The sequence below is a fragment of the Phocaeicola massiliensis B84634 = Timone 84634 = DSM 17679 = JCM 13223 genome (assembly GCF_000382445.1).
Taxonomy (GTDB): domain Bacteria; phylum Bacteroidota; class Bacteroidia; order Bacteroidales; family Bacteroidaceae; genus Phocaeicola; species Phocaeicola massiliensis.
The window spans coordinates 415,650-439,032 of the sequence record NZ_KB905474.1 but is presented as its reverse complement, the minus strand read 5'-3'; the positions used below and the strand labels follow the sequence as shown (position 1 = coordinate 439,032).

The 23,383-nt window shown below is 45.8% G+C and carries 24 protein-coding genes and 1 pseudogene; 21 read left to right on the top strand and 4 right to left on the bottom strand.

Annotation, left to right across the window (positions count from 1 at the left end):
* Positions 1-3: 3 nt before the first annotated feature.
* The 5 genes and pseudogenes from HMPREF1534_RS01680 to HMPREF1534_RS01695 all read left to right on the top strand — a co-directional run bounded on the left by HMPREF1534_RS01680 (position 4) and on the right by HMPREF1534_RS01695 (position 3,651).
* Positions 4-939 carry a hypothetical protein gene (locus HMPREF1534_RS01680; RefSeq protein WP_005944389.1) on the top strand — a complete coding sequence of 312 codons (936 nt, stop codon included), beginning with the start codon at positions 4-6 and terminating at the stop codon, positions 937-939.
* 185 nt (positions 940-1,124) lie between these two features.
* A complete protein-coding gene (locus tag HMPREF1534_RS01685; protein WP_005944387.1) occupies positions 1,125-2,372 on the top strand; it encodes a site-specific integrase in 1,248 nt (415 codons plus the stop codon).
* A pseudogene (locus tag HMPREF1534_RS21305) lies at positions 2,362-2,845 on the top strand (hypothetical protein). The gene HMPREF1534_RS01685 and the pseudogene HMPREF1534_RS21305 overlap by 11 nt, the downstream one beginning before the upstream one ends.
* A gap of 33 nt (positions 2,846-2,878) precedes the next feature.
* Entirely contained in the window at positions 2,879-3,046 is a 168-nt protein-coding gene (locus HMPREF1534_RS20770) for a hypothetical protein (protein ID WP_004295314.1), read from the top strand.
* Positions 3,047-3,051: 5 nt separating this feature from the next.
* On the top strand, positions 3,052-3,651 hold the full coding sequence (locus tag HMPREF1534_RS01695) for a GNAT family N-acetyltransferase (RefSeq protein ID WP_004295313.1): 600 nt from the start codon (positions 3,052-3,054) through the stop codon (positions 3,649-3,651).
* 370 nt (positions 3,652-4,021) lie between these two features.
* Here the strand turns inward: HMPREF1534_RS01695 and HMPREF1534_RS20765 are convergent, their stop codons facing one another.
* Positions 4,022-4,273 carry a hypothetical protein gene (locus HMPREF1534_RS20765; protein ID WP_224205373.1) on the bottom strand — a complete coding sequence of 84 codons (252 nt, stop codon included), beginning with the start codon at positions 4,271-4,273 and terminating at the stop codon, positions 4,022-4,024.
* 323 nt (positions 4,274-4,596) lie between these two features.
* On the opposite strand from HMPREF1534_RS20765, the gene HMPREF1534_RS01700 reads away from it, so the two are divergent.
* From HMPREF1534_RS01700 to HMPREF1534_RS20755, 3 genes are read left to right on the top strand one after another with little or no spacing between them, the layout of a single operon-like run.
* Complete coding sequence (locus HMPREF1534_RS01700) at positions 4,597-5,157, top strand: sigma-70 family RNA polymerase sigma factor (protein WP_005944382.1); 561 nt, start codon at positions 4,597-4,599, stop codon at positions 5,155-5,157.
* A 39-nt stretch (positions 5,158-5,196) separates the two neighbouring features.
* On the top strand, positions 5,197-5,589 hold the full coding sequence (locus HMPREF1534_RS20760) for a hypothetical protein (protein ID WP_004295310.1): 393 nt from the start codon (positions 5,197-5,199) through the stop codon (positions 5,587-5,589).
* A 4-nt stretch (positions 5,590-5,593) separates the two neighbouring features.
* On the top strand, positions 5,594-5,773 hold the full coding sequence (locus tag HMPREF1534_RS20755; protein ID WP_004295309.1) for a hypothetical protein: 180 nt from the start codon (positions 5,594-5,596) through the stop codon (positions 5,771-5,773).
* A gap of 340 nt (positions 5,774-6,113) precedes the next feature.
* On the opposite strand, the gene HMPREF1534_RS01710 is transcribed toward HMPREF1534_RS20755, so the two are convergent.
* On the bottom strand, positions 6,114-6,437 hold the full coding sequence (locus HMPREF1534_RS01710) for a helix-turn-helix domain-containing protein (RefSeq protein ID WP_004295308.1): 324 nt from the start codon (positions 6,435-6,437) through the stop codon (positions 6,114-6,116).
* A gap of 43 nt (positions 6,438-6,480) precedes the next feature.
* Entirely contained in the window at positions 6,481-6,792 is a 312-nt protein-coding gene (locus tag HMPREF1534_RS01715; protein ID WP_005944380.1) for a helix-turn-helix domain-containing protein, read from the bottom strand.
* 341 nt (positions 6,793-7,133) lie between these two features.
* On the opposite strand from HMPREF1534_RS01715, the gene HMPREF1534_RS20520 reads away from it, so the two are divergent.
* The 6 genes from HMPREF1534_RS20520 (at position 7,134) to HMPREF1534_RS01740 (ending at position 11,022) form a co-directional block, all read left to right on the top strand.
* Complete coding sequence (locus HMPREF1534_RS20520; RefSeq protein WP_154653514.1) at positions 7,134-7,280, top strand: hypothetical protein; 147 nt, start codon at positions 7,134-7,136, stop codon at positions 7,278-7,280.
* Positions 7,270-7,773, top strand: coding sequence for a DUF3408 domain-containing protein (locus tag HMPREF1534_RS01720; RefSeq protein ID WP_004320813.1), 504 nt, complete (start codon positions 7,270-7,272; stop codon positions 7,771-7,773). The genes HMPREF1534_RS20520 and HMPREF1534_RS01720 overlap by 11 nt, the downstream gene beginning before the upstream one ends.
* A 227-nt stretch (positions 7,774-8,000) precedes the next feature.
* Entirely contained in the window at positions 8,001-8,372 is a 372-nt protein-coding gene (locus tag HMPREF1534_RS01725) for a plasmid mobilization protein (protein WP_005650044.1), read from the top strand.
* 4 nt (positions 8,373-8,376) lie between these two features.
* Positions 8,377-9,297, top strand: coding sequence for a relaxase/mobilization nuclease domain-containing protein (locus HMPREF1534_RS01730; protein WP_005944378.1), 921 nt, complete (start codon positions 8,377-8,379; stop codon positions 9,295-9,297).
* Positions 9,298-9,326: 29 nt separating this feature from the next.
* The gene (locus tag HMPREF1534_RS01735; RefSeq protein ID WP_004295303.1) at positions 9,327-10,088 is read left to right on the top strand and encodes a hypothetical protein; all 762 of its coding nucleotides are present in this window, start codon (positions 9,327-9,329) and stop codon (positions 10,086-10,088) included.
* Positions 10,089-10,095: 7 nt separating this feature from the next.
* The gene (locus tag HMPREF1534_RS01740) at positions 10,096-11,022 is read left to right on the top strand and encodes a site-specific integrase (RefSeq protein ID WP_005641960.1); all 927 of its coding nucleotides are present in this window, start codon (positions 10,096-10,098) and stop codon (positions 11,020-11,022) included.
* Positions 11,023-11,090: 68 nt separating this feature from the next.
* On the opposite strand, the gene HMPREF1534_RS01745 is transcribed toward HMPREF1534_RS01740, so the two are convergent.
* A complete protein-coding gene (locus HMPREF1534_RS01745) occupies positions 11,091-12,011 on the bottom strand; it encodes a helix-turn-helix domain-containing protein (protein WP_004295301.1) in 921 nt (306 codons plus the stop codon).
* A 279-nt stretch (positions 12,012-12,290) separates the two neighbouring features.
* On the opposite strand from HMPREF1534_RS01745, the gene HMPREF1534_RS01750 reads away from it, so the two are divergent.
* From HMPREF1534_RS01750 to HMPREF1534_RS01780, 7 genes are all read left to right on the top strand, one after another.
* Positions 12,291-13,445: a lactonase family protein gene (locus HMPREF1534_RS01750; protein WP_004295300.1), complete on the top strand. Its 1,155-nt coding sequence runs from the start codon at positions 12,291-12,293 to the stop codon at positions 13,443-13,445.
* A 24-nt stretch (positions 13,446-13,469) separates the two neighbouring features.
* Complete coding sequence (locus tag HMPREF1534_RS01755; RefSeq protein ID WP_005944375.1) at positions 13,470-15,077, top strand: carboxymuconolactone decarboxylase family protein; 1,608 nt, start codon at positions 13,470-13,472, stop codon at positions 15,075-15,077.
* Between the two features lie 1,168 nt (positions 15,078-16,245).
* Positions 16,246-18,942 carry a SusC/RagA family TonB-linked outer membrane protein gene (locus HMPREF1534_RS01760; protein ID WP_005944373.1) on the top strand — a complete coding sequence of 899 codons (2,697 nt, stop codon included), beginning with the start codon at positions 16,246-16,248 and terminating at the stop codon, positions 18,940-18,942.
* 12 nt (positions 18,943-18,954) lie between these two features.
* Positions 18,955-20,571: a RagB/SusD family nutrient uptake outer membrane protein gene (locus tag HMPREF1534_RS01765; protein WP_005641955.1), complete on the top strand. Its 1,617-nt coding sequence runs from the start codon at positions 18,955-18,957 to the stop codon at positions 20,569-20,571.
* Positions 20,572-20,580: 9 nt separating this feature from the next.
* Positions 20,581-21,183 (top strand): Crp/Fnr family transcriptional regulator, encoded by a 603-nt coding sequence (locus HMPREF1534_RS01770; RefSeq protein ID WP_004295295.1) that lies wholly within the window; start codon positions 20,581-20,583, stop codon positions 21,181-21,183.
* Between the two features lie 342 nt (positions 21,184-21,525).
* A complete protein-coding gene (locus tag HMPREF1534_RS01775) occupies positions 21,526-22,083 on the top strand; it encodes a PPC domain-containing DNA-binding protein (protein WP_005641953.1) in 558 nt (185 codons plus the stop codon).
* Positions 22,084-22,209: 126 nt separating this feature from the next.
* Positions 22,210-23,382: an aldo/keto reductase gene (locus HMPREF1534_RS01780; RefSeq protein WP_004295292.1), complete on the top strand. Its 1,173-nt coding sequence runs from the start codon at positions 22,210-22,212 to the stop codon at positions 23,380-23,382.
* Position 23,383 lies beyond the last annotated feature (1 nt).

The window sequence follows — 23,383 nt, the reverse complement described above, 5'->3', positions numbered from 1 at the left end:
TGTATGAAAAATCTGATTTACTTATCTGTCCTTTTGTCTGTTTGGTCGCTGAAGCTGAATGCACAGGACATTGATTTTCCCCTTTTACAGTCGGAAATAGAGAAGTACGAAAGTCGTGTACATATCCAAAGGCTTCCCAATGTTTACGTTACGCATCCGGACGCTTACAAAATTCGAACCCAACAACCCGTTTACCCGTCCTCAACCAAACGAATTACGTTGGATGTAATCAATGTAGATGCTCCTACCGCCGAACCTGAATTACATTGGATGAAGTACAGGAAAGGCGGCGAGTGGAAAGAGTTTCCTTTCATTGACAATCTTGCCTTTGCTGGCGTGGGCAGAGATTTGTCTAAAGGCGATACGTTGCCCGAACACATTCACATGTCTGAGTTTAAATATCCGTTGAAACCGAACAAGTACCAAGTTCACTTTTACGTGTTCTCCAATATCTACACGTATTGCAACCTGACAGACATGGGGATTCAGCCCGTGAAAGGGACAGAGATGCAGGGAGCTTTTAGTTTTAGGGTATTGGAATCCGATAACGATTCTATCCGCATACAGTTTGAAAACCATACCAATCTTTCGGTACAACCGCTGTTTCTTCCGAGCATAGGAACGGATGAATTGTATATGGTACATCCGCTTACCCGCTCCGGTTCGAGAGATGAATCTGATTACATGAGGAGTTGCGCACGTTTGGAAGCAGGAGAAGCAATGTTGTTTTCCATACCTGTATCATGGAATGTCAGTCGTATTACCGACCCTAATTACAAACAACGATTCAGTTCCGGGAAATTATCTCCCGGCAAATACAAGATAGGATTACAATTGGAAATATACATGAATACAGAGTTTGAAGTAAACGCAGAAAGAAAAAGCAAGGTTGATGATAATACAGCAAAAATGCAGTCTATTAAGTGGTTAGGTGTTTAACTCATAATACTGCATAAGCTGAAAAAGGAGGTCCGATAAAAGCTGCGAAAGACTTCAGTTCCCATATCGTTACTGATATAACAGGAACAAGAAACGGCACAACAGATTCTATTTCAGTAATTTGCACAGTTTTTCATACCTGAGGACAACTCGCTTGATATTAACTTTGTAACGATCAAAAAAGTATGAAAACGAGTATGAGCAGATCGACCTTCAAAATCCTCTTCTACGTGAAGAAGGGCAGCGAGAGAGCCAACGGCTATCTCCCCCTGATGTGCCGTCTTACGGTAGACGGCGAAATCAAGCAGTTCAGCTGCAAGCTGGACGTGCCCCCGAAACTTTGGGACGTGAAAACGGCACGTGCCACGGGCAAGAGCGCCGAGGCGCAGAAAATCAATGCGGCGGTTGACCGGATACGTGTGGACGTGAACCGTCGTTACCAGGAACTGATGCAGTCCGACGGCTATGTCACTGCTGCCAGGCTGAGGGATGTCTACCTCGGACTGGGCGTGAAACGGGAGACTTTGCTGAAACTCTTCGAGCAGCACAACGAGGAGTTCATCAAGAAAGTGGGACACAGCCGCGTGCAGGGAACATACAACCGCTACCGTACCATATACAGGCACCTTTGCGAGTTCGTCCCGAAAGTATACCGCCGTGACGACATCCCCCTGAAGGAACTCAACCTGACCTTCATCAACAACTTCGAGTATTTCCTGCGTACGGAGAAGAAATGCCGCACCAATACCGTATGGGGTTACATGATCGGGCTCAAGCACGTCATCTCCATCGCCCGCAACAGCGGTGCGCTTCCCTTCAACCCCTTCGCCGGGTACATCAATTCCCCCGAGAGCGTTGACCGAGGCTACCTGACGGAGCGTGAGATACAGACGTTGATGGAGACCCCGGTGAAAAGCGGGACCTGCGAACTGGTACGCGACCTCTTCATCTTCTCTGTGTTCACCGGACTGGCATACGCGGACGTGAAGGCACTGACGACCGACCGGCTCCAGACCTTCTTCGACGGCAACCTCTGGATCATCACCCGCCGTCGCAAGACAAACACCGAGTCCAACATCCGCCTGCTGGACGTGCCCAAGCGCATCATAGAGAAGTATAAGGGACTGTCCAAGGACGGTCATGTATTTCCGGTACCGAGCAACGGCAGATGCAACACCATATTGAAGGAACTTGGCAGGCAGTGCGGTTTCAAGATACGGCTGACCTATCATGTGGCCCGGCATACGAACGCCACCACCGTGCTGCTCTCGCACGGTGTACCCATCGAGACCGTAAGCCGTCTTTTGGGGCATACGGATTTGAAAACCACCCAGATATATGCCCGGATAACCAACCAGAAGATCAGCAGCGACATGGAAATCCTGTCCCATAAGCTGGAAAAGATGGAGAAGGAAATATGCGATGCCATCTGAGGAAATGGTATTTATGAAACAGATGATTTTCCCCTTCCTCATCAAAGTTCGTCCGTCCCTGCGGGACTCCGCGTTTTCCCTTCGGTTTCCGGCAGAAAATTTCCGTACGGCGAAATTTTCTGCCGGAAAAACGCTCCGAAAGCGCAGGGACGGACGTAAGAGGGATTCAGAAGGCGAAAACTGCGACCGACGTAGTGCATGTGCGACAAGGAAAAGAACTGTCCGGGAGCCCCCTTTTCATGCCGTACCCCGGCATGAAACCACTTTTCTCTCCGGCTGTGGTGAAGGCTCTCCTGCTCCCTCTGCATTGCATATGCGGGTTGTTTTGCCCATATCCACGTCCGCCGGTATTGCCTGCCCTTTCCTTGAGAAAAACGGCTTACCGCAACGGGTGGCGTGACACAGACTTTTCCGGATATGGAGGAACATTCCGGAAAAAAGAGTGGAAGACGGGCTATTATTTGGCTGTATAACAACAAAGTTGTATTTTTGCAAAAAATAATATTATGGCTATAACTATCAAGAACATTCCGGTTTTGGAGGGCGTTACGGCGGAAGATTTCGTACGCAGTGCAGACAAGAACGCCGCAAAGGTAACACCCCGGTTATCAGTGGAGGCAAAGAAACGGTTGCGAAAAGTATTGGAGAAATCCCGTTCATTCCGGTTCAATTAACAGCAATGGACGGTATTTCTTTATATGATGATTGTGTCATGCTTGCCTATAACAAGGAAGTACGGAGGAATTGCCTTCCTTTCACTTGTGGCGAGAATGACCTTGATGATTTTTTTCTCAATGATGCCGATCTGTATGCGGATGAACTCCTTGGGAAAACATATTGTTGGGTGACGACTGAAATCCCGCATCGTATTGTGGCCTTGTTTACCTTGTCCAATGACAGTATCAAGACCAGATTAATATCCCCCAATGATAAAAACAGGCTGCAACGCAATATTGTAAATCCTAAACGTGGACGCAGCTATCCGGCCGTGCTGATAGGAAGACTGGGGGTCAACCTGGAATATCAGGGTACATCAAGCCACGTAGGACGGCAACTGATGGCTTTCATAAAAGACTGGTTCCGTCATGAGGACAACAAGACAGGATGCCGTTTTATCGTGGTGGATGCATACAATGAGGAAAAGATTCTCAGGTATTATGAAAGAAACGGTTTCGTTCCACTCTATAAAACAGACGTGATAGAAAAGCAATATTATGATATTCCGCAAGATGAACCTTTGAAAACCCGTTTGCTGTATTTTGATTTGAAAAAGGACTGACATAATAATATATCAGTAAAATCCTTTAGGGTGACAACGGGTTCCAAAGACAGGCTGTCGCTACGATTACCTGCCATATGGCACCGGCCGTTTTCTTGATGGCGGGCGGTGGATTTCATGGGAAGCCAATCCGGAATGACAAGTAATGCCGCACCTGTGGCATAATAGAGCATTATTTTGAAGGCGGAGACTTTGTCCGGTTCTTCTTTTTCCAAGGTTTTCCGTCGGATGTCTTCAAGTTTTCCACACTTGTTTTAGAATAGTCCGCATTATCAGCAGATTGCGAGTTTCAGTCTGCCGTTCCGATTCTCTTTATTGCATCGTAGCATGTCGTTGATATATTCCAAATACTTATCCATGAATAGGCGACTTATAATTTTGTCTCAGGCAAATATCGAGACACACTCCCGAATGAGGTCTTCCATGATTTTAAAAGACTCCGTATTTCGGAAGGAACAACGTACACATACAATTTCTCCGGAACGGCCGACTTTCCTGTCACTTCCCTGTAATCCTCCCCAAAATCAACACCGCCGTATAAACTGCATGAAAGCCCGGGCACGCTTCCTGTTTCCAATCCCATATCTGCTCCTTCCGCAACATCACGTATTGCCGTTCTCATTTCATATCCTTGAATATTTCTCCAAACATACCAAAGACAGAAAAGCTGCATGGAATCTAAATTCTCACCGGACAGACAATAGATAGAAGGAAGGAATCCATCATCCTCATTTCTTGCGGCAAAAATAGTTGTTTTTCAGGCCGGTCCCGCAAGGCGGCCCTTCGGGCTGGTTGCACGTGAAAAAATCTTCCTCACGCTTCGCGTGAGCGTATTTTTTCACGGCAAGCCTTGCCGGAGACCGCCGAAAAACAAACTGGAGGAAGCACAAGAAATAAGAATGCCTACCCGTGTAGGCCATGTATAACTCAAAAAAATATAAAGCTATGGCAGACAAGAGCGCAGAAAAGGAAAGACTGTTCAACGAGTGGTTCACTGCATCCTATGACAGGTTGAGAGGGACGTTACGCCGGTACGGAATGCTGGACGAGGACAATTTCCATGACACCTACCTTTTTGTAAGAAGGCAGGTGCTGGTTCCCGGAAAGGACATAACGGACTATGACGCGTATTTCATCGGATGCTACAAAAAGGCGGCCCTGGTAAAGATTAAAAGGGAGAATCGGTATGCACACCCTGAAGATGATTTCTTCCTCCGATGTGGCGAAGAGGCAAAATTCCTTTCCGAGGACGACCTGAATGGGTGCGAGCGGCTGGTAAGAGACATACTGCGTTTCGTAAGGCAGAAGTTCTCCTACGAGGAGTACCGGATGTTCATGCTCAGGTTCTATGAGGCGCAGTTCTCGTTCAAGGCACTGGCGGAATGCATGGGCGTATCGGCATCGGCCATATCACAGAAAGTATGCAGGATAGTGGACGCGGTACGTACCCACAGCGGTTTCGCATGGAGAAGCCGGATGCTGGCGGTGGAAAGCTTCATGTATTAAAAAAACGAAAACAGTTCAACCGATAAAAGAAAGACAATTATGGCACTGATAGTATACAACAGGGAAAACTCCCGTCCGCAGGAAGTCACATACAAGGGAAAGCGGACCATCAACCTTGACAGCAGGGGGACCGTCTATCTGTCAAAGACGATGTCAATCGAATTGGGAATCCTCGGTGGCGGACGGGTGAACTTCGCCCACGACGACGAGACGGATGACTGGTACATCTGCCGGGCCGATGACAGCGAGGGGTTCATTGTCTGGAAGGATAAAAGATGCGCAAGGTTCTCGGCGGGGTTTATCGTGCAGAGACTCATGCGGCAGGCGAAGGTGGAGAGGAAGAGCGTGCAGTTCATGATGGCGAGGATGCCGGTAGAGATTGGCGGAGTGGCCTATTACAAGATACTGCTCTCGAATCCGATACTCAGATAGAGGCATGGGCCGGAGGAGTCCGGCTGTATATGACATGACGGAGACAGGTGCATCCGACGGGACAGGAGCCCGGAGGATGTGCCTGTTTTTATGCGCCGCCATGTTTACACACGGACATGCGGTTGTCACCGGCCGGCATAAGGTCACTCCGAAAAGACCGGGAAACGGCATTGCCGGAGGATAATGATACCAGTACGGAATGTGCCGCCATTACGGAAACGGATCGTCCCACCGGTACACGAACGGCCCGCCCCAATTTCAGAATAACATAATGACATAATAAAATAAGAGTCTTTTTTTATAATGGAATCCCCGTATCTTATTGCCATATCGGAAAAATGTTTCCATGTCCCGCCATGTTATGCCAATGTTGTCACCGGATCATAATTCATAAAGAAAAAAACACTCTGTGTATAAGTACTTTACGAGCAAATTAAAGTCGTTCATCCGGTGGAAAGAAAATGAAGGAGCGACCGGTATGACAACCGACCGCCCCTTCATTCACGATCCCGTACGGAACTTTTCTAAAGTTCCTCCGGCCTGGTTCTCGCCTCCCGGTAGCAGCCGTCAAGCAGCTTCTCGATGTCGGAAGAACGGTACAGTATCTTGCCGCCCAGCCGGGTGAAGGCAAGCAGGCCGCTGTCACGGTACTGTTGCAGGCTGCGGCGGCTCACTTTCAGCTTTTCAGCCAGTTCGCGGTCCGTATAGAAGTTCTCGCCCGCCATCGCCGGTGACCTGCCGGCAAAGAGACGCTCCATGGAAACGGAGAGACGTTCGACGGTGGAGAAGAACTCTCTTATATGCTCGCTGCTCTCACGGGTGAGCAGACGGTTATCGGTATTCATCATGACTTGATCTTTTTTTTGTTCGACATTCGTTTTTCATGGCCTTTCAGATCAACCTTCCCATATTTTCAGCCCGCTTGCGGCGCTCCTCCACTATCCGGATGATGCTTTCCACGTCCCCGGGCTTGTAATAAGTCTTATGGCAGATCTGTGTATATGCCAGCGTGCCGTTGTCACGCAGGGTCTGCAGGGTTCTCGGGCTGACCTTCAGCAGCAGGCACACCTCCTGGTTGTCCAGCCATTTCTTCTCTTCCATGTCACCGTACAGCCGGCAGAGGGTGTCCAGCCGGTCCGCAAACGTCCGGAAGGCCGAGAGCATCGCCTCGAAGGTCCTTGCCTCAATGTTCACTATTTCCATAATCACTGTAATTTCAGGTTTGACATCTGTTTCATTCTCTTTTCGGATCCGGATTCCGTGCCGCAATTTAGTGAATCCCGGCGGAACGTCCTGAATTTCAAGACAGGATGACTACCTTTGACACCATATGCGTACTTGTTTCATCCGCAAAGTAAATGATTGTCCCCGGATATGGTTCCGGCCCTTCATCAAATGTCATTATATGTCATCAGATGTCATGGAAATCGGATTTTAACATTCATTTGTTTTCAGCAGACAGACGTTCAGATCCGTTCCCGAAGAGTGGGAAATTTCCGGTGCGTATATTTGTGAAGTCATCACCGTCAGACTGATCCAACAATATGAATAACACGGCAAACCCCGCCAATCGGACCCGTCCGTTTCACAGCACTTGTTATTATCGTTTTATTTGCTTCCGACAATCGGGCAAACGGGTAGACCGTGCCCACAGTATCAACCATCTAAAATCCATGTACAATGAAAAGTGAACCGACTGAAAAAACGAAAGGGAAGAAAATGGCGGTATCCGAAACCGCAGACAGAAAGAACGGCCGTAGTCCCGGAGCCGGCCACGACGAGTGGTGGGAAAGACTCATGATGGAACCCGGTCCGGGGGAATCCGCCGGTACGGATGCTTCCGTGACGGAATCGATGATTCCATCCGGGCTCGTTGCGGAGGAGGTATCCGGGGAGGCGAGAAGAAAGGACACCCCGCCGGAACCGGAAGACCCCGTGAGAAGAAGAACGAGCGGCAGGCAACGCAGGGCCTCGCTGGAGGAGTACCGGGAAACATACCTCACCGTCCCGAAGATCAGGAACCGCAAGACGGTGTTCGTCAGTGAGGATGTGAGGGACGAACTGGACGCCGTCGTCCGCAGGCTCGGCGGGCGTGGCATGAGCGTTTCCGGACTGCTGGAGAACCTTGCCAGGGAGCATCTTGCCGCCTACCGTGGGGACATCGAGCAGTGGAGAAAAATCTGACAGCCTGTTACCGGGCGTGGAGTATACCCGATGTATGCACTGTTCCCTGTATACCCGCTTCAATGTGGAAAATGCGGGGGGATTTTTCTGTGGGGGGAGCAAGGGTATGTTTCCGGATTCCCGAAAACCCTTGCTCCCCGCGCCCGGCGGTTGCTGGGAGGGCAAATCCGCTCCCGCCGGTCGCAGATTTTGGAATGAAAGAAGTACGGACGAAAAAGAAAAAACATATGACAAACGATGTGAATGGGATGAAGAAAAAATGTGGCCGTCCGGCACTGGGCAGGACGCGTAAATTGACCAGAGGCGTGACGGTGAAGTTCTCCCCCGTCAGCTACGAGGCTCTCAGGTTCAGGGCAGGGAAGTCCGGCCGGAGTCTGGCGGTCTATATCAGGGAGGCAGCACTGGCGGCCACCGTTACGGCAAGGCATACACCGGAGGAGAACGCACTGTTGCGCAGCCTGGCGGGAATGGCGAACAACCTGAACCAGCTGACAAAGCTCTCGCACCAGACCGGCTTTTACAGGACAAGGCTGCTGATAGAGGGGCTGCTGGGAAAGCTGAAGCGGATCATGGATGATTACAGGCCGAAAGGAGGATAGCCTCATGATAGGGAAGATCAGGAAAGGCCGCTCGTTCAGCGGCTGCATACGCTACGTGACGCAGAAGGACGACGCAAAAATCATCGCCTCGGAAGGCGTGCTGCTGGGAACGGTGGAGGAGACGGCACGCAGTTTCCGGTGGCAATGCCTGCTGAATCCGGACGTGGCGAAACCGGTGGGGCACATTGCGCTCAGCTTCAAGCCGGAGGACGCACCGAGGCTGACCGACGCGTTCATGGCAAGGCTGGCGGAGGAATACCTGGAGCTGATGGGGATACGGAACACGCAGTTCATCGTGGTGAGGCATCACGGGACGGACAACCCGCACTGCCACATCGTCTTCAACCGGGTGAACTTCGACGGGAAGGTGATTTCCGACAGCAACGATTTCAAGCGCAACGAGAAAGTGACAAAAATGCTTAAGGACAAGTATTCGCTCACCTATTCCGAAGGCAAACAGTCCGTTAAAACGGAAAAGCTGCATGCTTCCGAAAAGGTGAAATACGAAATATACCGTGCGGTCAAGGAAGCTTTGAGGAGTGCAGATACATGGAAAGAATTTCAAAATAAGCTCTTAAAAATGGGCGTGGAAATGGAATTCAAGTACAAGGAAAACACTAATGAAGTGCAGGGCATCCGCTTTATAAAGAACGGTCTGTCATTCAAGGGAAGTGGGATTGACCGCAGTTTCAGCTGGTCAAGGCTGGATGCGGCATTGGACCATAACCATGTCACGTCCCTGGAAAATGACGTTTCCCAAAAGCAACCGTACCATGAACAAAGTCATGGTTCTGTTATTGATAACCTGGTCGAAGTCACCGGTACGGGTGGCGTGTTCATGCCGTCGGTGGCACCGACGGAGGACGAGAAAGAGGCGGAACGCCTGCGGAGAAAGAAGAAGCGCAGGAAAGGAAGGAGTTTGTGAACCATATGTATAACAAAAAACTTTGAAAGATGAAAGAGGAAAATTATCTGGAAGGCATCTACGGATGCCTTGAAAGGATCGAGAAGAAAGTGGAGACGCTGCCCGTGGAAGGCACAAGCCCCGCAGTTGGAAACCGGACCAGTTCCCCGGAAGGGATTGCGGAACTGAAAATCCGTCTGGAACGCCTGCAATCCGCGGTGGAGAAAAACGGCTTGGAAATAGCAGCGGTACGTAACCATACCGTCCGGTTGTCGGAAGGCTGGCCGTTGTCTGCCGAAACGTTTGCCGGGGAGATGGAAAAGATTAGATACTGCCTGAGTCAAGACTGCCAAGCTGTAAAGGAGACAGTGAGACGGCTGGATGAGAGAATGGTCCTGCTGAAAAAGGAACCGGAGCGCAGACTGGTGACCTACCGTCTGGAAAGCGCATCCAAGGCAGTGGTAACGACAGCTTCAGCACTGATCCTGGCACTGATCATTTCCGTCTGGACCAACTGCAACCAGTACCGCACGAACCGGCTTTTGAAAGATGCCGATTTGAAATACCGAGCCATCAGGATCTGCCTGCCGGGGGATGATCCCGACATCGCCTTCCTTGAGAAGCATTTCACCATCAAGCGGGACGAGGAAAAGATCCGGCGTGTGGAAAGGCTGGTGACCGCTTTTGAGGACTCGGTCAGGAACCGCATCCGTAACCATGAAATGGCAGCCTACAAGGACAGTCTGGCGCACCGGCTGTTCAGGGAGGCACAGGAAATCAGGAAGCAACTGGACAATCCCAATTCAAAATGACTGCACTATGGCAACAATCAGAACCAAATTCAGGTCCTCGTCCGCGGAAGGCAGGGAGGGCGCACTGTATTATCAGGTGATTCATAACCGTGTGGTCAGGCAGATCAGTACCGGATACAAACTTTTCGCTTCGGAATGGGACCAACGTTCCGAAGCGGTCATTCCCTGTCAACATCCTGCAGGGATGGAACGGGACAATTATCTTCTATCGGTAGGGGAACGGATAAGACGGGACAAAATCCGACTGGAAAAGGCTATCAGGACATTAAGCCAATCCGGTCCGTTTACAGCGGATGATATCGTCATACGTTTCCATGACAGCGGACAAGAACCTTCGTTTAACGACTATATCCGGCAACAGATAGTAAGGCTGAAACGTTTGGGAAAGATACGGACCTCTGAAACCTATACAGCCGCGCTCAAAAGTTTCAGCAGTTTTATGAAAGGTAGCGATATACTGTTTGGCGAACTTAGCTCTGACTTGCTCATGGAATACGAGGCTTATCTGAAAAACAGGGGGAACTCACCCAATACAATCTCGTTCTACATGCGCATTCTGAAAGCGGTCTACAACCGTGCGGTGGAGAACGGACTGACCGGACAGCGGAACCTGTTCAAGTCTGTTTATACAGGTGTGGAAAAGACCTTGAAACGGGCCATTCATTTAAATGATATCAGGCGTATCAAAAGACTGGACTTGTCCCTGAAACCCCACCTTGATTTCGCACGTGACATGTTCCTGTTCTGCTTTTACACACGGGGGATGTCCTTTGTGGACATGGCTTATCTGAAAAAGGGAGACATTGCGAACGGAATCCTGACTTACCGCAGGAAAAAGACCGGACAACAGCTGTTCATCCGATGGGAAAAGTGTATGCAGGAGATCATCAAACTTTTTTGTTTATCGGTTCAAGATTTCAAAGTTGTTCATTAATTGCTTTGTTGGTTATATCCAGAGTATTATTTGTAAGAGACTCTACGAATAAATGATGATAAGACCAGTTAGTTTATCGCTTGTTTTATAATTTCATTGCGATATTCGTTCGGTGTGCAACCTTCCATCTTCTTGAACCAACGTGTGAAATGTTGCGGGTATTGGAAACCCATTTCATCTGAGATTTGACTGATACTTTTTTGCGTGTTCATGATGCGCTCTTTGGCTATATCCATAATTTTTTGCTGGATATGCTTGATTGCTGACATACCGGTTTCCTTTTTTACCAGGTCACTGAAATAATTGGTGGAAAGACACAGTTGGTCAGCGCAATACTGTACCGTCGGAATACCTTTACTCGTTGGCAAGGCAGAATGATAGTAATTATTGAGCAACAATTCAAAACGCGCCAACAAATCGTTGTTGGCATTTTCCCTTGTAATGAACTGGCGGTCATAAAAGCGGATGCAGCGGTCAAGGAGAAGCTTCATGGTATCAATAATCAAAGAACGGCTGTGCTTGTCAATAGGATGCCTCAATTCTTCTGCTACATTGTTTATACATTCAATGACTACTTTGCGCTCCTGTTCTGACAGGTGCAGTGCTTCGTTGGCATTATATGAGAAATAAGAATACTCTTTTATTATATGTGCAAGGGAAGTACCGCGCAATAGTTCGGGATGGAACATCAGGGCCCATCCGGCCGGCTGGTGCAGACTGCCATCATCGTCAGAACCCATTACCTGCCCCGGAGCGATAAACAGCATGGAGCCTTTTTCATAGTCATAGAGGCTCCGTCCATAATTCATCGTACCGCAGTCAGTATCTTTCAGCAACACAGCATAAATGTTGTACAGTTTCTTTGAGTGTCTGATGGGCTGCACCTCGTAACAATTCACAACGCTGACCAACGGGTGCAGAGCTTCGACTTCGAAAAGGTCGCAGTACTGCTGAACTGTATCTATTCTTGTTATATCTCCCATAACCATCCTTTTGTTTTTTACAAAAATAAGTATTTATATTGACATTGCTGTCTGAGGAACAGCTGTTTCTTTTCTATCCCTTATTTATTTTATTCCATGACGACAAAGTTAGTTCATTCAATCAACGAACATATAACCCTAATCACAGACTGTCTTACCATTTTCACAGATAACATTTAACCCGGTCCAAGCCCGATGAAAGTGGTAATTTTATCAGTGATTGAGGTCTAATCTTCAGTATGTGAATGCTGTAATTTTGCAAGTGAAACCAAAAAGGTAAATAAGATGAAACCAAAAGCTTTATTTGTCATGTTAATCTTATGGCTTAGCTTCACTACGATTCAAGCGCGGTCAACCGAAGATGTCCCGGATAAGGGAACTTATGCAAAATTTCTGTTGGTAGGATGTTATATGAAGCCAGACGAAGAAGGTGTCAGAATGTACCGGTTTGACGGACAAACTGCCGATGTCGACTATCCGTGTGGGCTGAGAGGGATTTCAAATCCTGCTTTCCTTACATCTGATAGCACTGGTAATCGAATTTATGCCATAGGCGATGATGAAGGGAAAAGTTCGACTGCCAATGCTTTGCTTTTTGATAAGGAAAGTGGTCTGCTGTCTCTGCTTAACTCGCAATCTACAGACGGTGAACTTCCTATTTATATTACTCTCAGTCCAAAGGAATACTTTGTTCTGACAGCAAATTATAAGGGTGGCAGCATCACGGTATTCTCACAGGATAAGAAAGGAAAGTTGCAACGTGATACAAAAATAATTCGTTTTGCTGGAAATGGGCCGAATAAAAAAAGGCAGGAACAATCGCATCTGCATTGCGTGACCTTTACACCTGATGGCAAATTCCTTCTTGCTACCGATTTGGGAACAGATTGTATCTATCTGTTTCCGATAGGCAAACGACCGGAAGCAGGTAAGGCTCATTCTCTGTTGGATGAATCAAGAGTAGTCCGCATACAGATGGATTCCGGCTCAGGACCTCGACATATATGTTTTCACCCGAATGGCAGATTTGCTTATCTCATCAGTGAACTCTCGGGTAAAATAACTGTATTCTCCTATAATGAAGGCAAGTTGGAACGTTTACAAACAATTGTCTGCGACCCTTTCGTTGCAGAGGGAAATGCAGATATCCATGTTTCATCCGATGGCAAATTCCTCTATGCTTCCAAGCACTTGAAAGAAGATGGCATAATTGTTTATTCCATTGATTCCCAAAAAGGAACATTGGTTCAAATAGGATTTCAGCCAACAGGTCTTTATCCGCGAAGTTTTGCCATCTCTCCGGATGGTTGCTATTTGGCAGTGGTTTGCAGGGATGCCAACTGCATACAGATATTCGAAAGAAACCGAAATACGGGGTTACTGAAGAATACGGGAAAAAATATCCGACTGGAAAGACCGGCGTTTGTCAAGTTCTTATAAATTCATCACTAAACAGAAAGCAATATGAACAAGTTAATTACAACCATCGCCTGCCTGATATGCTGTATCGTTTATACGCAGGCACAAAACAAGAACAATATGTTAAGCAAGAAAGAACAAAGTATTGCCGCCATCAGTATGTATGCCGCACGTGGCAATCAGGACAGCCTCAAAGTGATTCTTGCCAGAGGACTTGACTGTGGGCTGACCGTGAGCGAAGAAAAAGAAGTACTTACCCAGCTCTATGCCTATTGCGGCTTTCCACGCAGCATGGGTGCATTGGTTACGCTGATGAATCTCACCAAAGAGCGTGCAGCACAAGGCATAAAGGATGAAGCCGGACGGGAGCCTTCTCCGGTAAAGAGTTCGGATATGTTTGTTGTCGGTGGACAAAACCAGCTGAAACTGTTCGGTCGTCCGGCACTAGGAGAAGTGCTGACATTTGCTCCGGCATTGGACCAATTTCTGAAAGCTCATCTGTTCGGTGACATATTCAGCCGTGACAATCTCGACTGGCGTACCCGTGAACTGTCTACTGTGGCTGCCTTGTCGGTGTTGGACGGCGTGAAGAATGAGTTGAATACTCACATTGCCCATGCCAAGCACAACGGCGTGACACAGGCTCAGATAGACGAAGTACTTATCATGGCGGCACGCTGTCGGAACGGAATGGTGTTTTCTGAATCCGATGAACCGGCAAAGACTTTTCAAACAGATCCGACAATTACTGTCCGTAAGGTCTTTTATAAAAACAGGTATGATATCATGCTTTGCGCCGAAATGTACCTCCCGAAGGATTTCAATGAAGCGCAACACTATGCAGCCCTCATCATCGGACACCCGTTCGGGGCTGTGAAAGAACAGTGTAGCGGACTCTATGCACAGGAAATGGCACGGCGAGGCTACGTGACTCTGGCTTTTGATGCTTCCTATCAAGGCGAAAGTGGAGGAGAACCGCGTCACACGGTATCGCCCGACGCATTGGTGGAAGACTTCAGTGCTTCTGTAGACTGGCTCGGACTACAACCGTTTATTGACCGCAACCGTATCGGTGTGATTGGCATCTGCGGAAGCGGCGGGTTCTCTGTCTGTGCGGCTTCTCTCGACCCCCGCATCAAGGCATTGGCAACCGTGAGCATGTATGATATGGGGCGTGCCACCCGTAACGGTTTGGGGGATTCGATGACGGATGAACAAAGACGCAAACTGTTGGATGAAGTTGCCGAACAACGTTGGAAGGAAGCAGAAACGGGAGAAGCACGTATCCGCTTTGGCACACCGGAGAAACTGCTGGGAAATGCCAATGCCGTGCAGAAGGAGTTTTTCGATTACTATCGCAACCCCTTGCGTGGCTATCATCCGCGCTATCAAGGTATACGCTTTACCAGTCAGGCGGCATTGATGAACTTCTATCCGTTTGCCATGATTAAAGAGATTTCACCACGCCCCGTGCTATTCATTGCAGGCGAGCATGCACATTCGCGCTATTTCAGTGAGGATGCCTATCAAGAAGCCAGCGAACCGAAAGAACTGTATATCGTTCCCGGAGCCAATCATGTAGACTTGTATGACCGGATGGATAAGATACCGTTCGAAAAAATTTCGGAATTCTTCTGGTATGCTTTGCGGTAATTCAGATGAAAATGGTAATGCTATCCGTGATTATGATACAGCAAAGCGAATACGCAGGAGGGTAACTTTGCAACAGAAACAATTTAAAGATTATAGTATTTGCAACCAGTTATTACTCAATATTTTGTGAGTTATAAGTCAGAAATATGGGCATAACCTTTAGGGGTACATTCTAAAAGGTGAAGATTTAACCTTTTTATTATTTCTTAACACTCAAAGAGCGGTGGTAGAGGGTATTTTCCCTCTTTTCGGTACTTTATTGATGGTTCGATGTTCCCATCTTTCCACATTGCTTGGCTCGTTCGCACAAGCCACTACAAAGGTACTACAATTTCCAATAAAGGCAAGAGGACAGCAATTCAAATCTATTATTTTTGAGGGAGTGAAATCTGCCGCTTGCCAAATTTCTCTCTGTCGAAAATAATAGTCCTCTGAAAAGAATGAAAACAGCATTGATAAAATTGCCTTATTAAGGGGGGGCTATGCTGTTTTATGCTATTATTTCGTCAGTCGTTTATCTCCGTTGCCGGATGCAGTTTTCAGCCAAGCCGATGAATAAGAAAAGGTTTTGGAGCTGTTTACTCTCCAACGGAGGACGAAACTGCTCCAAATGGTTTACCGCTTGAACTTTTCGTTTTCTAAAAGAGGTTTGGCAACCTTTGCATCCGACAAAAGGAGATAAATGACCAGATATATAACAGTAGTATTACATTAAGGTAAAGAACAACCATGGTATAGTATTATTGCAATTTAACTATTTAAAGTTTGTTTATAATCAAATCATTTAAAGATTTTTGTCCTTCTATGATTTTTTGTATTTGATAAATGTCGTAATTAAATAAAAAATATCACGCATAATGACTTTTTCTTTTTTCTAAATTTCTTCAAATGACAAATTATTGTTACCTTTGTAATGTAATGTAGTTAATGGTTGCGCTTATAAAGTCCTTGGAAAGGATTTATGTATAAAAGAGGTAGATGTTTACTCTGTTCTTGTTTGGATTATCAGCATCACTGATATGAAATAACAAAAAAAATATACAATGGCTAAGCGGACGGACAGGCAGGGAAATAGTACAGATTCCCAATCCCCCTCTTTATAATACATTGCGTATAAGATTTATTAACTGTCTGGTCTGGGGAATCTACAGAGATTTAACGAATCAAGATGGGAAGAGTCAGTCTTTGTCTTGTCATAATGTTCTTCATCTGTAGTGCTCAAAAAATTGATGCACAAGTACAGAATATCAGAGAGAAACAAGATACCATTTCGGCGACTAAATCATTAGAGCATATCAGGCCCGAGAATATCAAGAAGGGACCATTGAATAATGCTTTGGATGTATTGAGTGGTCAGTCTGCCGGTGTGAACGTCACCACTAATGGGACTGACAGGCTCGCTATGCTGAATAGTATCCGTGTGCGTGGTACCACATCCATTATGGGTGGCAATGACCCGTTAGTAATTATTGACGGAGTGACATCTGACATCGCTACGCTATCTACCATATATCCCGCAGACATCGAGAGTTTCACTATTTTGAAGAATGCTACCGAAACGGCAATGTACGGTTCCCGTGGTGCTTCAGGTGTAATTGAGATTAAGACCAAGAAAGGAACGGGGCGAGGTTTCGAAATATCATATGATGGCAACTACGGATTCGAGTCAATGTATAAACATCTGCAAATGCTCAACGGCCCGGAGTATATAGCTACAGCAGAGGCACTTGGATTAGATTACAATAATGGTGGCTACAACACCAATTTTCACGATGTAATTACTCGTACGGGCTTGATACATCAGCATCACTTGGCTTTTAGCGGTGGTTCGGAAAACTCAAACTATCGAGCATCGTTCGGTTTTATGGATCATAATACAATTGTCAAAGTTAACGATTACCGAAATTTAGTGGTAAAACTTGATGCTACACAAAAGGCTTTCGATGGTCGCTTAGTTGGCGATTTTGGTGTATATGGCTACTCGTCAAAGATACACGACATTTTCGATACACGAATGCTGTTTTACTCGGCAGCTGCACAGAATCCTACATATCCAGCAGGAACTGATGTTAATGGCAACTGGGTGAAGAACTCGGCTGCATCACACATCAACCACCCCGGAGCACTCCTCTATGAGAAAAATGACTCCGAAGAACGGAATTTCAATACACATTTGGGGCTGAAATTTAATATCCTTGACAATTTGATATTGTCGGCTTTCGGCTCTTATTCATATTCATCTACGGGAAATGCTCAATTTTGTCCTACATGGGTGTGGGCGCAAGGCAATGTTTATCGTGGAGAGTTCAAGGGTGAAGACTACTTTACAAATGTGTCCCTCTCATATAACAATGCTTGGGGAGACTCACACCTTGATGCTGTTGTTGGCGCAGAATATCTTAAACAGGTAAGGACTGGTTTATGGGTGCAGGCAAAAGGAATAACAACAAATGATTTCTCCTATAATAACATCGGAGCAACATCATCGCGTCCTTTCGGTGGTACGAGCAGTAGCTATGAAGACCCGTCACTTGCTTCAATAATGGGTAGTGTCACATATAGTTACAAGGATAGATATTCTATTGCGGCAGCACTCCGTGGAGATGGCTCTTCAATGGTAAGCGATAACAATACTTTCGGATTCTTCCCATCAGTATCACTGGGTTGGGATGTAAAAAAAGAAGGCTTCCTCTCTGATACTGACTTTATAACAATGTTGAAACTAAGAACCGGATATGGTCGGTCAGGAAATCTTGGAGGTATAACATCCTATACAACACTTAATACCGTAAAGGAGAATGGTATCGTATCCATCAACGGTGCACCTACCGTAACAATGGGAAGTATACGCAACACGAATCCGGACCTTAAGTGGGAGACTCGTTCAACATTTAATATCGGTTTTGACTTAGGTATATGGGATAATCGGTTGATGCTTACCTCGGAATTATATTACTCAAAGACAACTGATATGCTCTATGAGTATGATGTTCCCGTTCCGACCTTTGCGTTCGATAAACTGATGGCAAATATCGGCTCGATGTCTAACCAGGGTGTCGAACTAGGAATCTCGGTAGTTCCCATTCAACGAAAGGATATGGAGATGAATATCAACTTCAATATGTCCTACCAGAAGAATAAGTTACTTTCGCTTAGTGGAGAGTATAATGGTATGCATATGACAGCTTCAGATATTACTCCGATTGGCTCGCTTTATGGTGCAGGTCAGAACGGTGGAGACAATAATGTAGTATATCAGATTGTAGGTCAGCCATTGGGGGTATTCTATCTACCTCACTGCAAAGGGCTTAAAGAAAATGAACGTGGTGGCTACAGTTACGATATTGAAGATTTGAATGATGATGGCGAGATTGATTTTAGCGATGGCGGAGACAGGTATATAGCAGGTCAGGCAACCCCCAAGGTAACTATTGGATCAAACATCAGTTTCCGTTACAAGTCCTTTGATATTGCCATGCAGATAAATGGTGCTTTCGGTCATAAGATATTCAATGGCACGGGCTTGGCTTATACCAATATGTCTATATTCCCTGACTACAATGTATTGAAGGGTGCTCCTGAAAAAAATATTATTGATCAGAATGTTTCAGACTATTGGTTGGAAAAAGGTGACTATGTAAATATTGAACATATTACCATAGGCTACAATATTCCAATGAAATCCAAGGCTGTGAAGTCATTGCGTCTTTCGGCAGGCATTAGCAACCTTGCAACAATCACAGGCTATAGCGGTCTTACTCCAATGATAAACAGTTATGTAGTAAGCAACACTTTGGGCATTGACGACAAACGCACCTATCCTTTATATCGTACCTATTCGTTAGGTCTTAGTATTCAATTCTAACCGCTTACAGTTATGAAAAGATATATAAACATATTGATGGTTGCTTTGGCAACGATGATGACCTCTTGTCTTACTGAAGACCCTAGAGATCAACTTTATGAAGAAGACATTTACAACAATGCCAACAACATATATATTAATGCAGTGGCTGTGCTCTACAATTACATTGGTGGCAGTGCAGACAGTGAGGGTTTACAGGGGACCTGTCGTGGGATTTATGACTATAACACACTTACTACAGACGAAGCCATGATACCTATTCGTGGTGGCGACTGGTACGATGGAGGTTTGTGGACGAATATGTATCAGCATAAGTGGAGTCCTAATGATTTACCACTCTACAATACTTGGAAATACCTCTACAAGGTTGTTGTGTTATCGAACAAATCTCTGCATATCATCGATAAGTATAGCCATAACCTATCTGAGGAGCAGAGAGTGGCCTACGAAGCTGAGGTGCGAGCTCTGAGAGCACTTTTCTACTACTACATTATGGATATGTATGGCAGAGTGCCCATCGTAACATCCTATGAACAACCGCAGGATGAAGTTGTGCAGAGCGAGCGTAGCGAGGTTTTCCGTTTTATCGTGAATGAGTTGCAGGAGGTTGCCGAGTTGTTGCCAAATGAGCGTAGTAATAAGATGGGTAACTACTATGGTCGTATAACAACACCTGTAGCTAATTTCCTTTTGGCTAAGTTGGCTCTTAATGCCGAGATATATTGTGATGATAATTGGACTGATGGCGTTCCACGGAACGGTAAAGAGATATTTTTCACCGTCGATGGTGAGAAACTCAACGCTTGGCAGACCTGTATCAAATATTGCAATAAACTTGCCGAGGTAGGTTATCGGTTGGAGGACGATTATAGCTATAATTTCTCTGTGCATAACGAGAACTCCAACGAAAACATATTCACCATTCCGTTGGATAAGAACCTCTATGCTGCGCAGTTCTGGTATCTCTTCCGATCACGACACTACAACCATGGCGGTGCGTTGGGTGGCTCATCGGAAAATGGTACCAGTGCCAATATCTCAACAGTCTTAGCCAACGGATACGGCACAGATGATGTAGATGCTCGCTTTGAAAAGAACTTCTATGCCGGCATCGTAGAGGTTGATGGAAAGCCTGTAATGATGGACAATGGACAGCAGTTGGAGTATTTCCCATTGGAGCTAAAGTTGAATCTTACGGGAAGCTCCTATGTCAAGACAGCTGGTGCTCGTATGGCAAAATATGAGGTTGATAGGACCTCACATTCCGACGGTAGACAACCGGATAACGACATCGTGCTATTCCGCTATGCCGATGCTCTCCTGATGAAGTCCGAGGCAAAGGTACGTAATGGTGAGGATGGCTCGTTGGAGTTGAACGAAGTCCGAGGTCGTGTTGGTATGCCATATCGAGAAGCTACGCTTGAGAACATATTGAAAGAGCGTTTGTTGGAGTTAGTATGGGAAGGCTGGCGACGACAAGATATGGTGCGTTTTGGAGTTTATCACAAATCATACGATCAGCGAGTCCAACTGGCTGATGAGAAAAATGGGTATACCACAGTTTTTCCTATTCCACAAAAAAGTATAGACTTGAACCCAAAATTGAAACAAAATGTTGGATATAAATAACTTTAGCCTATGAGTATTCAATTTGACATTGCAAAACAGATTATAGCTGAAACATGCCCTAATCGCAAACTTAAGTTGGAGAATATTCGCCTTTTTGCAGATATTATTCAGCCTAAGAAATATCAAAAAGGTGATATAATTCTAAATGAAGGTGATATCTGTAATTGCCTATTTTATATAGAAAAGGGATTTATTAGACAGCACTACCTAAAGCATGATAAGGATGTGATAGAACATTTAGCATGTGAAAAAGATGTTGTCTGGTGTATTGACAGCTATTTTAACCGAGAGCCAACACATCTTATGATGGATGCTGTAGAAAACAGTGTTTTATGGGAAATTCCGCGTGATATAATGGAAGAACTTTCTGATGCTAATGGTGATATAGCTTATCTATATCGGAGTTTTTTTGAAAATTCCTTAATGTTATCACAATTAAAGGCTGACATTTTACGTTTCGAATCAGCAAATGACAGATACGCTAGATTACAGCAACATTTTCCTGAAATAACTAGAAGAGCACCTTTGACAATGATTGCTTCATATCTTCAGATGACATTGGAAACATTAAGCAGAGTACGTGTATCAATAGCTAATGCTGAGAGCAAATAAAGCAAACTAACTATTAGGACTTAACTAACATCAAAAACAGGTCAGGATATAGCGTCCTGACCTGTTTCTTTAATAAACTTAAAAGCTATGGATTAATGAGATGTTAGTCATCGTCATCATCATCGAATTCATCCTCATCGTCGTCATCATCATATTCTATTGCTTCACTTTCTTCAATAATGTTACTAAAAGCTCCTGTTAAATCAAAATGATAGTTCTTTTTATTGTTAGAATATGGAAAATAAGAAGGAAGAGCCAACTTTGAACAAGGTAACGTTCGTAAACGGTGTGCAGATTAAAAACAAAAGTGGAAAGCACTGATGTGGGATAATTTTATCTATTATGGTAAGATTAATCAAAACAGAGACAGTCATAAGTGTACTGATGGGGCATTTTATAAAGAAATTATTGTTTATCTTGCTGTTTGTCGGGGTACTGATTGCTCCGGCAAACGCACAAAACGAAAAGAATATGTATTCGTACAAGAAAATTGGCAACAAGTATATTGTCAGCATTAACAATCATACTGAAATTGTGAAAGCCCTGAATGCTTTCTGCAAGGAGAAAGGAATTCTGTCGGGTTCTATCAACGGGATTGGTGCTATCGGAGAGCTGACCCTCCGTTTCTTCAATCCCAAGACAAAAGCATATGATGATAAGACATTCCGGGAGCAAATGGAAATATCCAACCTTACAGGGAATATATCATCTATGAATGAGCAGGTATATCTTCATTTGCATATAACCGTCGGCAGGAGCGACTATTCCGCTTTAGCCGGACATCTACTTTCCGCAATACAGAATGGTGCAGGGGAGTTCGTGGTGGAAGATTATAGCGAGCGGATAAGTCGCACATATAATCCGGATTTAGGACTGAATATATACGATTTTGAAAGATAGTTGCCTATAAATATCGCTTGGAATACAGGATAATACATCATTCAGCTTAGATAATATATATCAAAAAAAGTTTATCAATTCTGTCACGTTAACTTTGCAACAGAAATAATTTAAAGACTATCAAATATGGATAAAGACAAGGATATGAGCCGCCGGAGATTCCTTAAAATGGCGGCATTGACAGGAGCTGCCATGTGTGTCGGGCCTACCTTGAACAAGGTAACGGCAGCAGAACGGGTATGGATGGGGAAACAACAAGTTGCAAACAACATCCCTGCAGGCATGGCGGCGGTGCGCACTCGGCGAACATTGGGACACGGAAATACGGCATTCACTGTTTCTGCAATGGGATATGGCTGTATGGGCTTGAACCATAACCGCAGCCAGTACCCGAGCAGGGAAAAAGAAATCGCCCTGGTGCATGAAGCTGTTGAACGTGGGGTGACCCTTTTCGATACAGCCGAAAGCTACGGCTACCACATCAATGAAAAATTGGTCGGCGAAGCCTTGAAAGGATATACCGACCGGGTATTTGTGTCATCGAAGTTCGGACATAAGTTTGTAAACGGTGTGCAGATTAAAACCGAAGAGGACAGCACTCCGGCCAACATCCGCCGGGTTTGTGAAAACTCGTTGCGCAATCTCGGAGTTGAAACATTGGGCATGTTCTACCAGCACCGCATAGACCCGAACACACCGATTGAAGCGGTGGCTGAAACATGCAGCAAACTCATCAAGGAAGGTAAAATCCTGCATTGGGGCATGTGTGAAGTAAACGTTGATACCATCCGCCGTGCGCACAAGATATGTCCGGTTACGGCAATCCAAAGCGAATATCACTTGATGCACCGCATGGTAGAGACGAACGGAGTGTTGGAGCTGTGCGAGGATTTGGGCATCGGTTTCGTTCCATACAGTCCGCTGAACCGTGGTTTTTTGGGCGGTATGATCAATGAATATACCAAGTTTGATGTTACCAACGACAACCGGCAGACCTTGCCACGCTTCCAGCCCGAAGCCATACGCGCCAACTATCGTATTGTGGAAGTTCTTAACGCTTTCGGCCGTACAAGAGGCATTACCCCGGCACAGATAGCTTTGGCCTGGCTGATGAACAAGAAGCCTTTTATCGTGCCTATTCCGGGCACCACCAAACTCTCTCATCTGGAAGAGAACCTTCGTGCCTGCGACATCCGTTTCACGGCAGAAGAGATAGAAGAACTGGAAACAGCCGTAGCTGCCATTCCTGTGGTGGGTAGCCGCTACGATGCCTTGCAGGAGTCTAAAATCCCAAAATAAT

Bases quoted from the DNA above. Each gene is read 5' to 3' on its own strand.
- HMPREF1534_RS01680 (WP_005944389.1), top strand. From the start codon at position 4: ATGAAAAATCTGATTTACTTATCTGTCCTTTTGTCTGTTTGGTCGCTG.
- HMPREF1534_RS01685 (WP_005944387.1), top strand. From the start codon at position 1,125: ATGAAAACGAGTATGAGCAGATCGACCTTCAAAATCCTCTTCTACGTG.
- HMPREF1534_RS20770 (WP_004295314.1), top strand. From the start codon at position 2,879: ATGGCTATAACTATCAAGAACATTCCGGTTTTGGAGGGCGTTACGGCG.
- HMPREF1534_RS01695 (WP_004295313.1), top strand. From the start codon at position 3,052: ATGGACGGTATTTCTTTATATGATGATTGTGTCATGCTTGCCTATAAC.
- HMPREF1534_RS20765 (WP_224205373.1), bottom strand. From the start codon at position 4,273: ATGAGAACGGCAATACGTGATGTTGCGGAAGGAGCAGATATGGGATTG.
- HMPREF1534_RS01700 (WP_005944382.1), top strand. From the start codon at position 4,597: ATGGCAGACAAGAGCGCAGAAAAGGAAAGACTGTTCAACGAGTGGTTC.
- HMPREF1534_RS20760 (WP_004295310.1), top strand. From the start codon at position 5,197: ATGGCACTGATAGTATACAACAGGGAAAACTCCCGTCCGCAGGAAGTC.
- HMPREF1534_RS20755 (WP_004295309.1), top strand. From the start codon at position 5,594: ATGGGCCGGAGGAGTCCGGCTGTATATGACATGACGGAGACAGGTGCA.
- HMPREF1534_RS01710 (WP_004295308.1), bottom strand. From the start codon at position 6,437: ATGATGAATACCGATAACCGTCTGCTCACCCGTGAGAGCAGCGAGCAT.
- HMPREF1534_RS01715 (WP_005944380.1), bottom strand. From the start codon at position 6,792: ATGGAAATAGTGAACATTGAGGCAAGGACCTTCGAGGCGATGCTCTCG.
- HMPREF1534_RS20520 (WP_154653514.1), top strand. From the start codon at position 7,134: ATGAATAACACGGCAAACCCCGCCAATCGGACCCGTCCGTTTCACAGC.
- HMPREF1534_RS01720 (WP_004320813.1), top strand. From the start codon at position 7,270: ATGAAAAGTGAACCGACTGAAAAAACGAAAGGGAAGAAAATGGCGGTA.
- HMPREF1534_RS01725 (WP_005650044.1), top strand. From the start codon at position 8,001: ATGACAAACGATGTGAATGGGATGAAGAAAAAATGTGGCCGTCCGGCA.
- HMPREF1534_RS01730 (WP_005944378.1), top strand. From the start codon at position 8,377: ATGATAGGGAAGATCAGGAAAGGCCGCTCGTTCAGCGGCTGCATACGC.
- HMPREF1534_RS01735 (WP_004295303.1), top strand. From the start codon at position 9,327: ATGAAAGAGGAAAATTATCTGGAAGGCATCTACGGATGCCTTGAAAGG.
- HMPREF1534_RS01740 (WP_005641960.1), top strand. From the start codon at position 10,096: ATGGCAACAATCAGAACCAAATTCAGGTCCTCGTCCGCGGAAGGCAGG.
- HMPREF1534_RS01745 (WP_004295301.1), bottom strand. From the start codon at position 12,011: ATGGTTATGGGAGATATAACAAGAATAGATACAGTTCAGCAGTACTGC.
- HMPREF1534_RS01750 (WP_004295300.1), top strand. From the start codon at position 12,291: ATGAAACCAAAAGCTTTATTTGTCATGTTAATCTTATGGCTTAGCTTC.
- HMPREF1534_RS01755 (WP_005944375.1), top strand. From the start codon at position 13,470: ATGAACAAGTTAATTACAACCATCGCCTGCCTGATATGCTGTATCGTT.
- HMPREF1534_RS01760 (WP_005944373.1), top strand. From the start codon at position 16,246: ATGGGAAGAGTCAGTCTTTGTCTTGTCATAATGTTCTTCATCTGTAGT.
- HMPREF1534_RS01765 (WP_005641955.1), top strand. From the start codon at position 18,955: ATGAAAAGATATATAAACATATTGATGGTTGCTTTGGCAACGATGATG.
- HMPREF1534_RS01770 (WP_004295295.1), top strand. From the start codon at position 20,581: ATGAGTATTCAATTTGACATTGCAAAACAGATTATAGCTGAAACATGC.
- HMPREF1534_RS01775 (WP_005641953.1), top strand. From the start codon at position 21,526: ATGGTAAGATTAATCAAAACAGAGACAGTCATAAGTGTACTGATGGGG.
- HMPREF1534_RS01780 (WP_004295292.1), top strand. From the start codon at position 22,210: ATGGATAAAGACAAGGATATGAGCCGCCGGAGATTCCTTAAAATGGCG.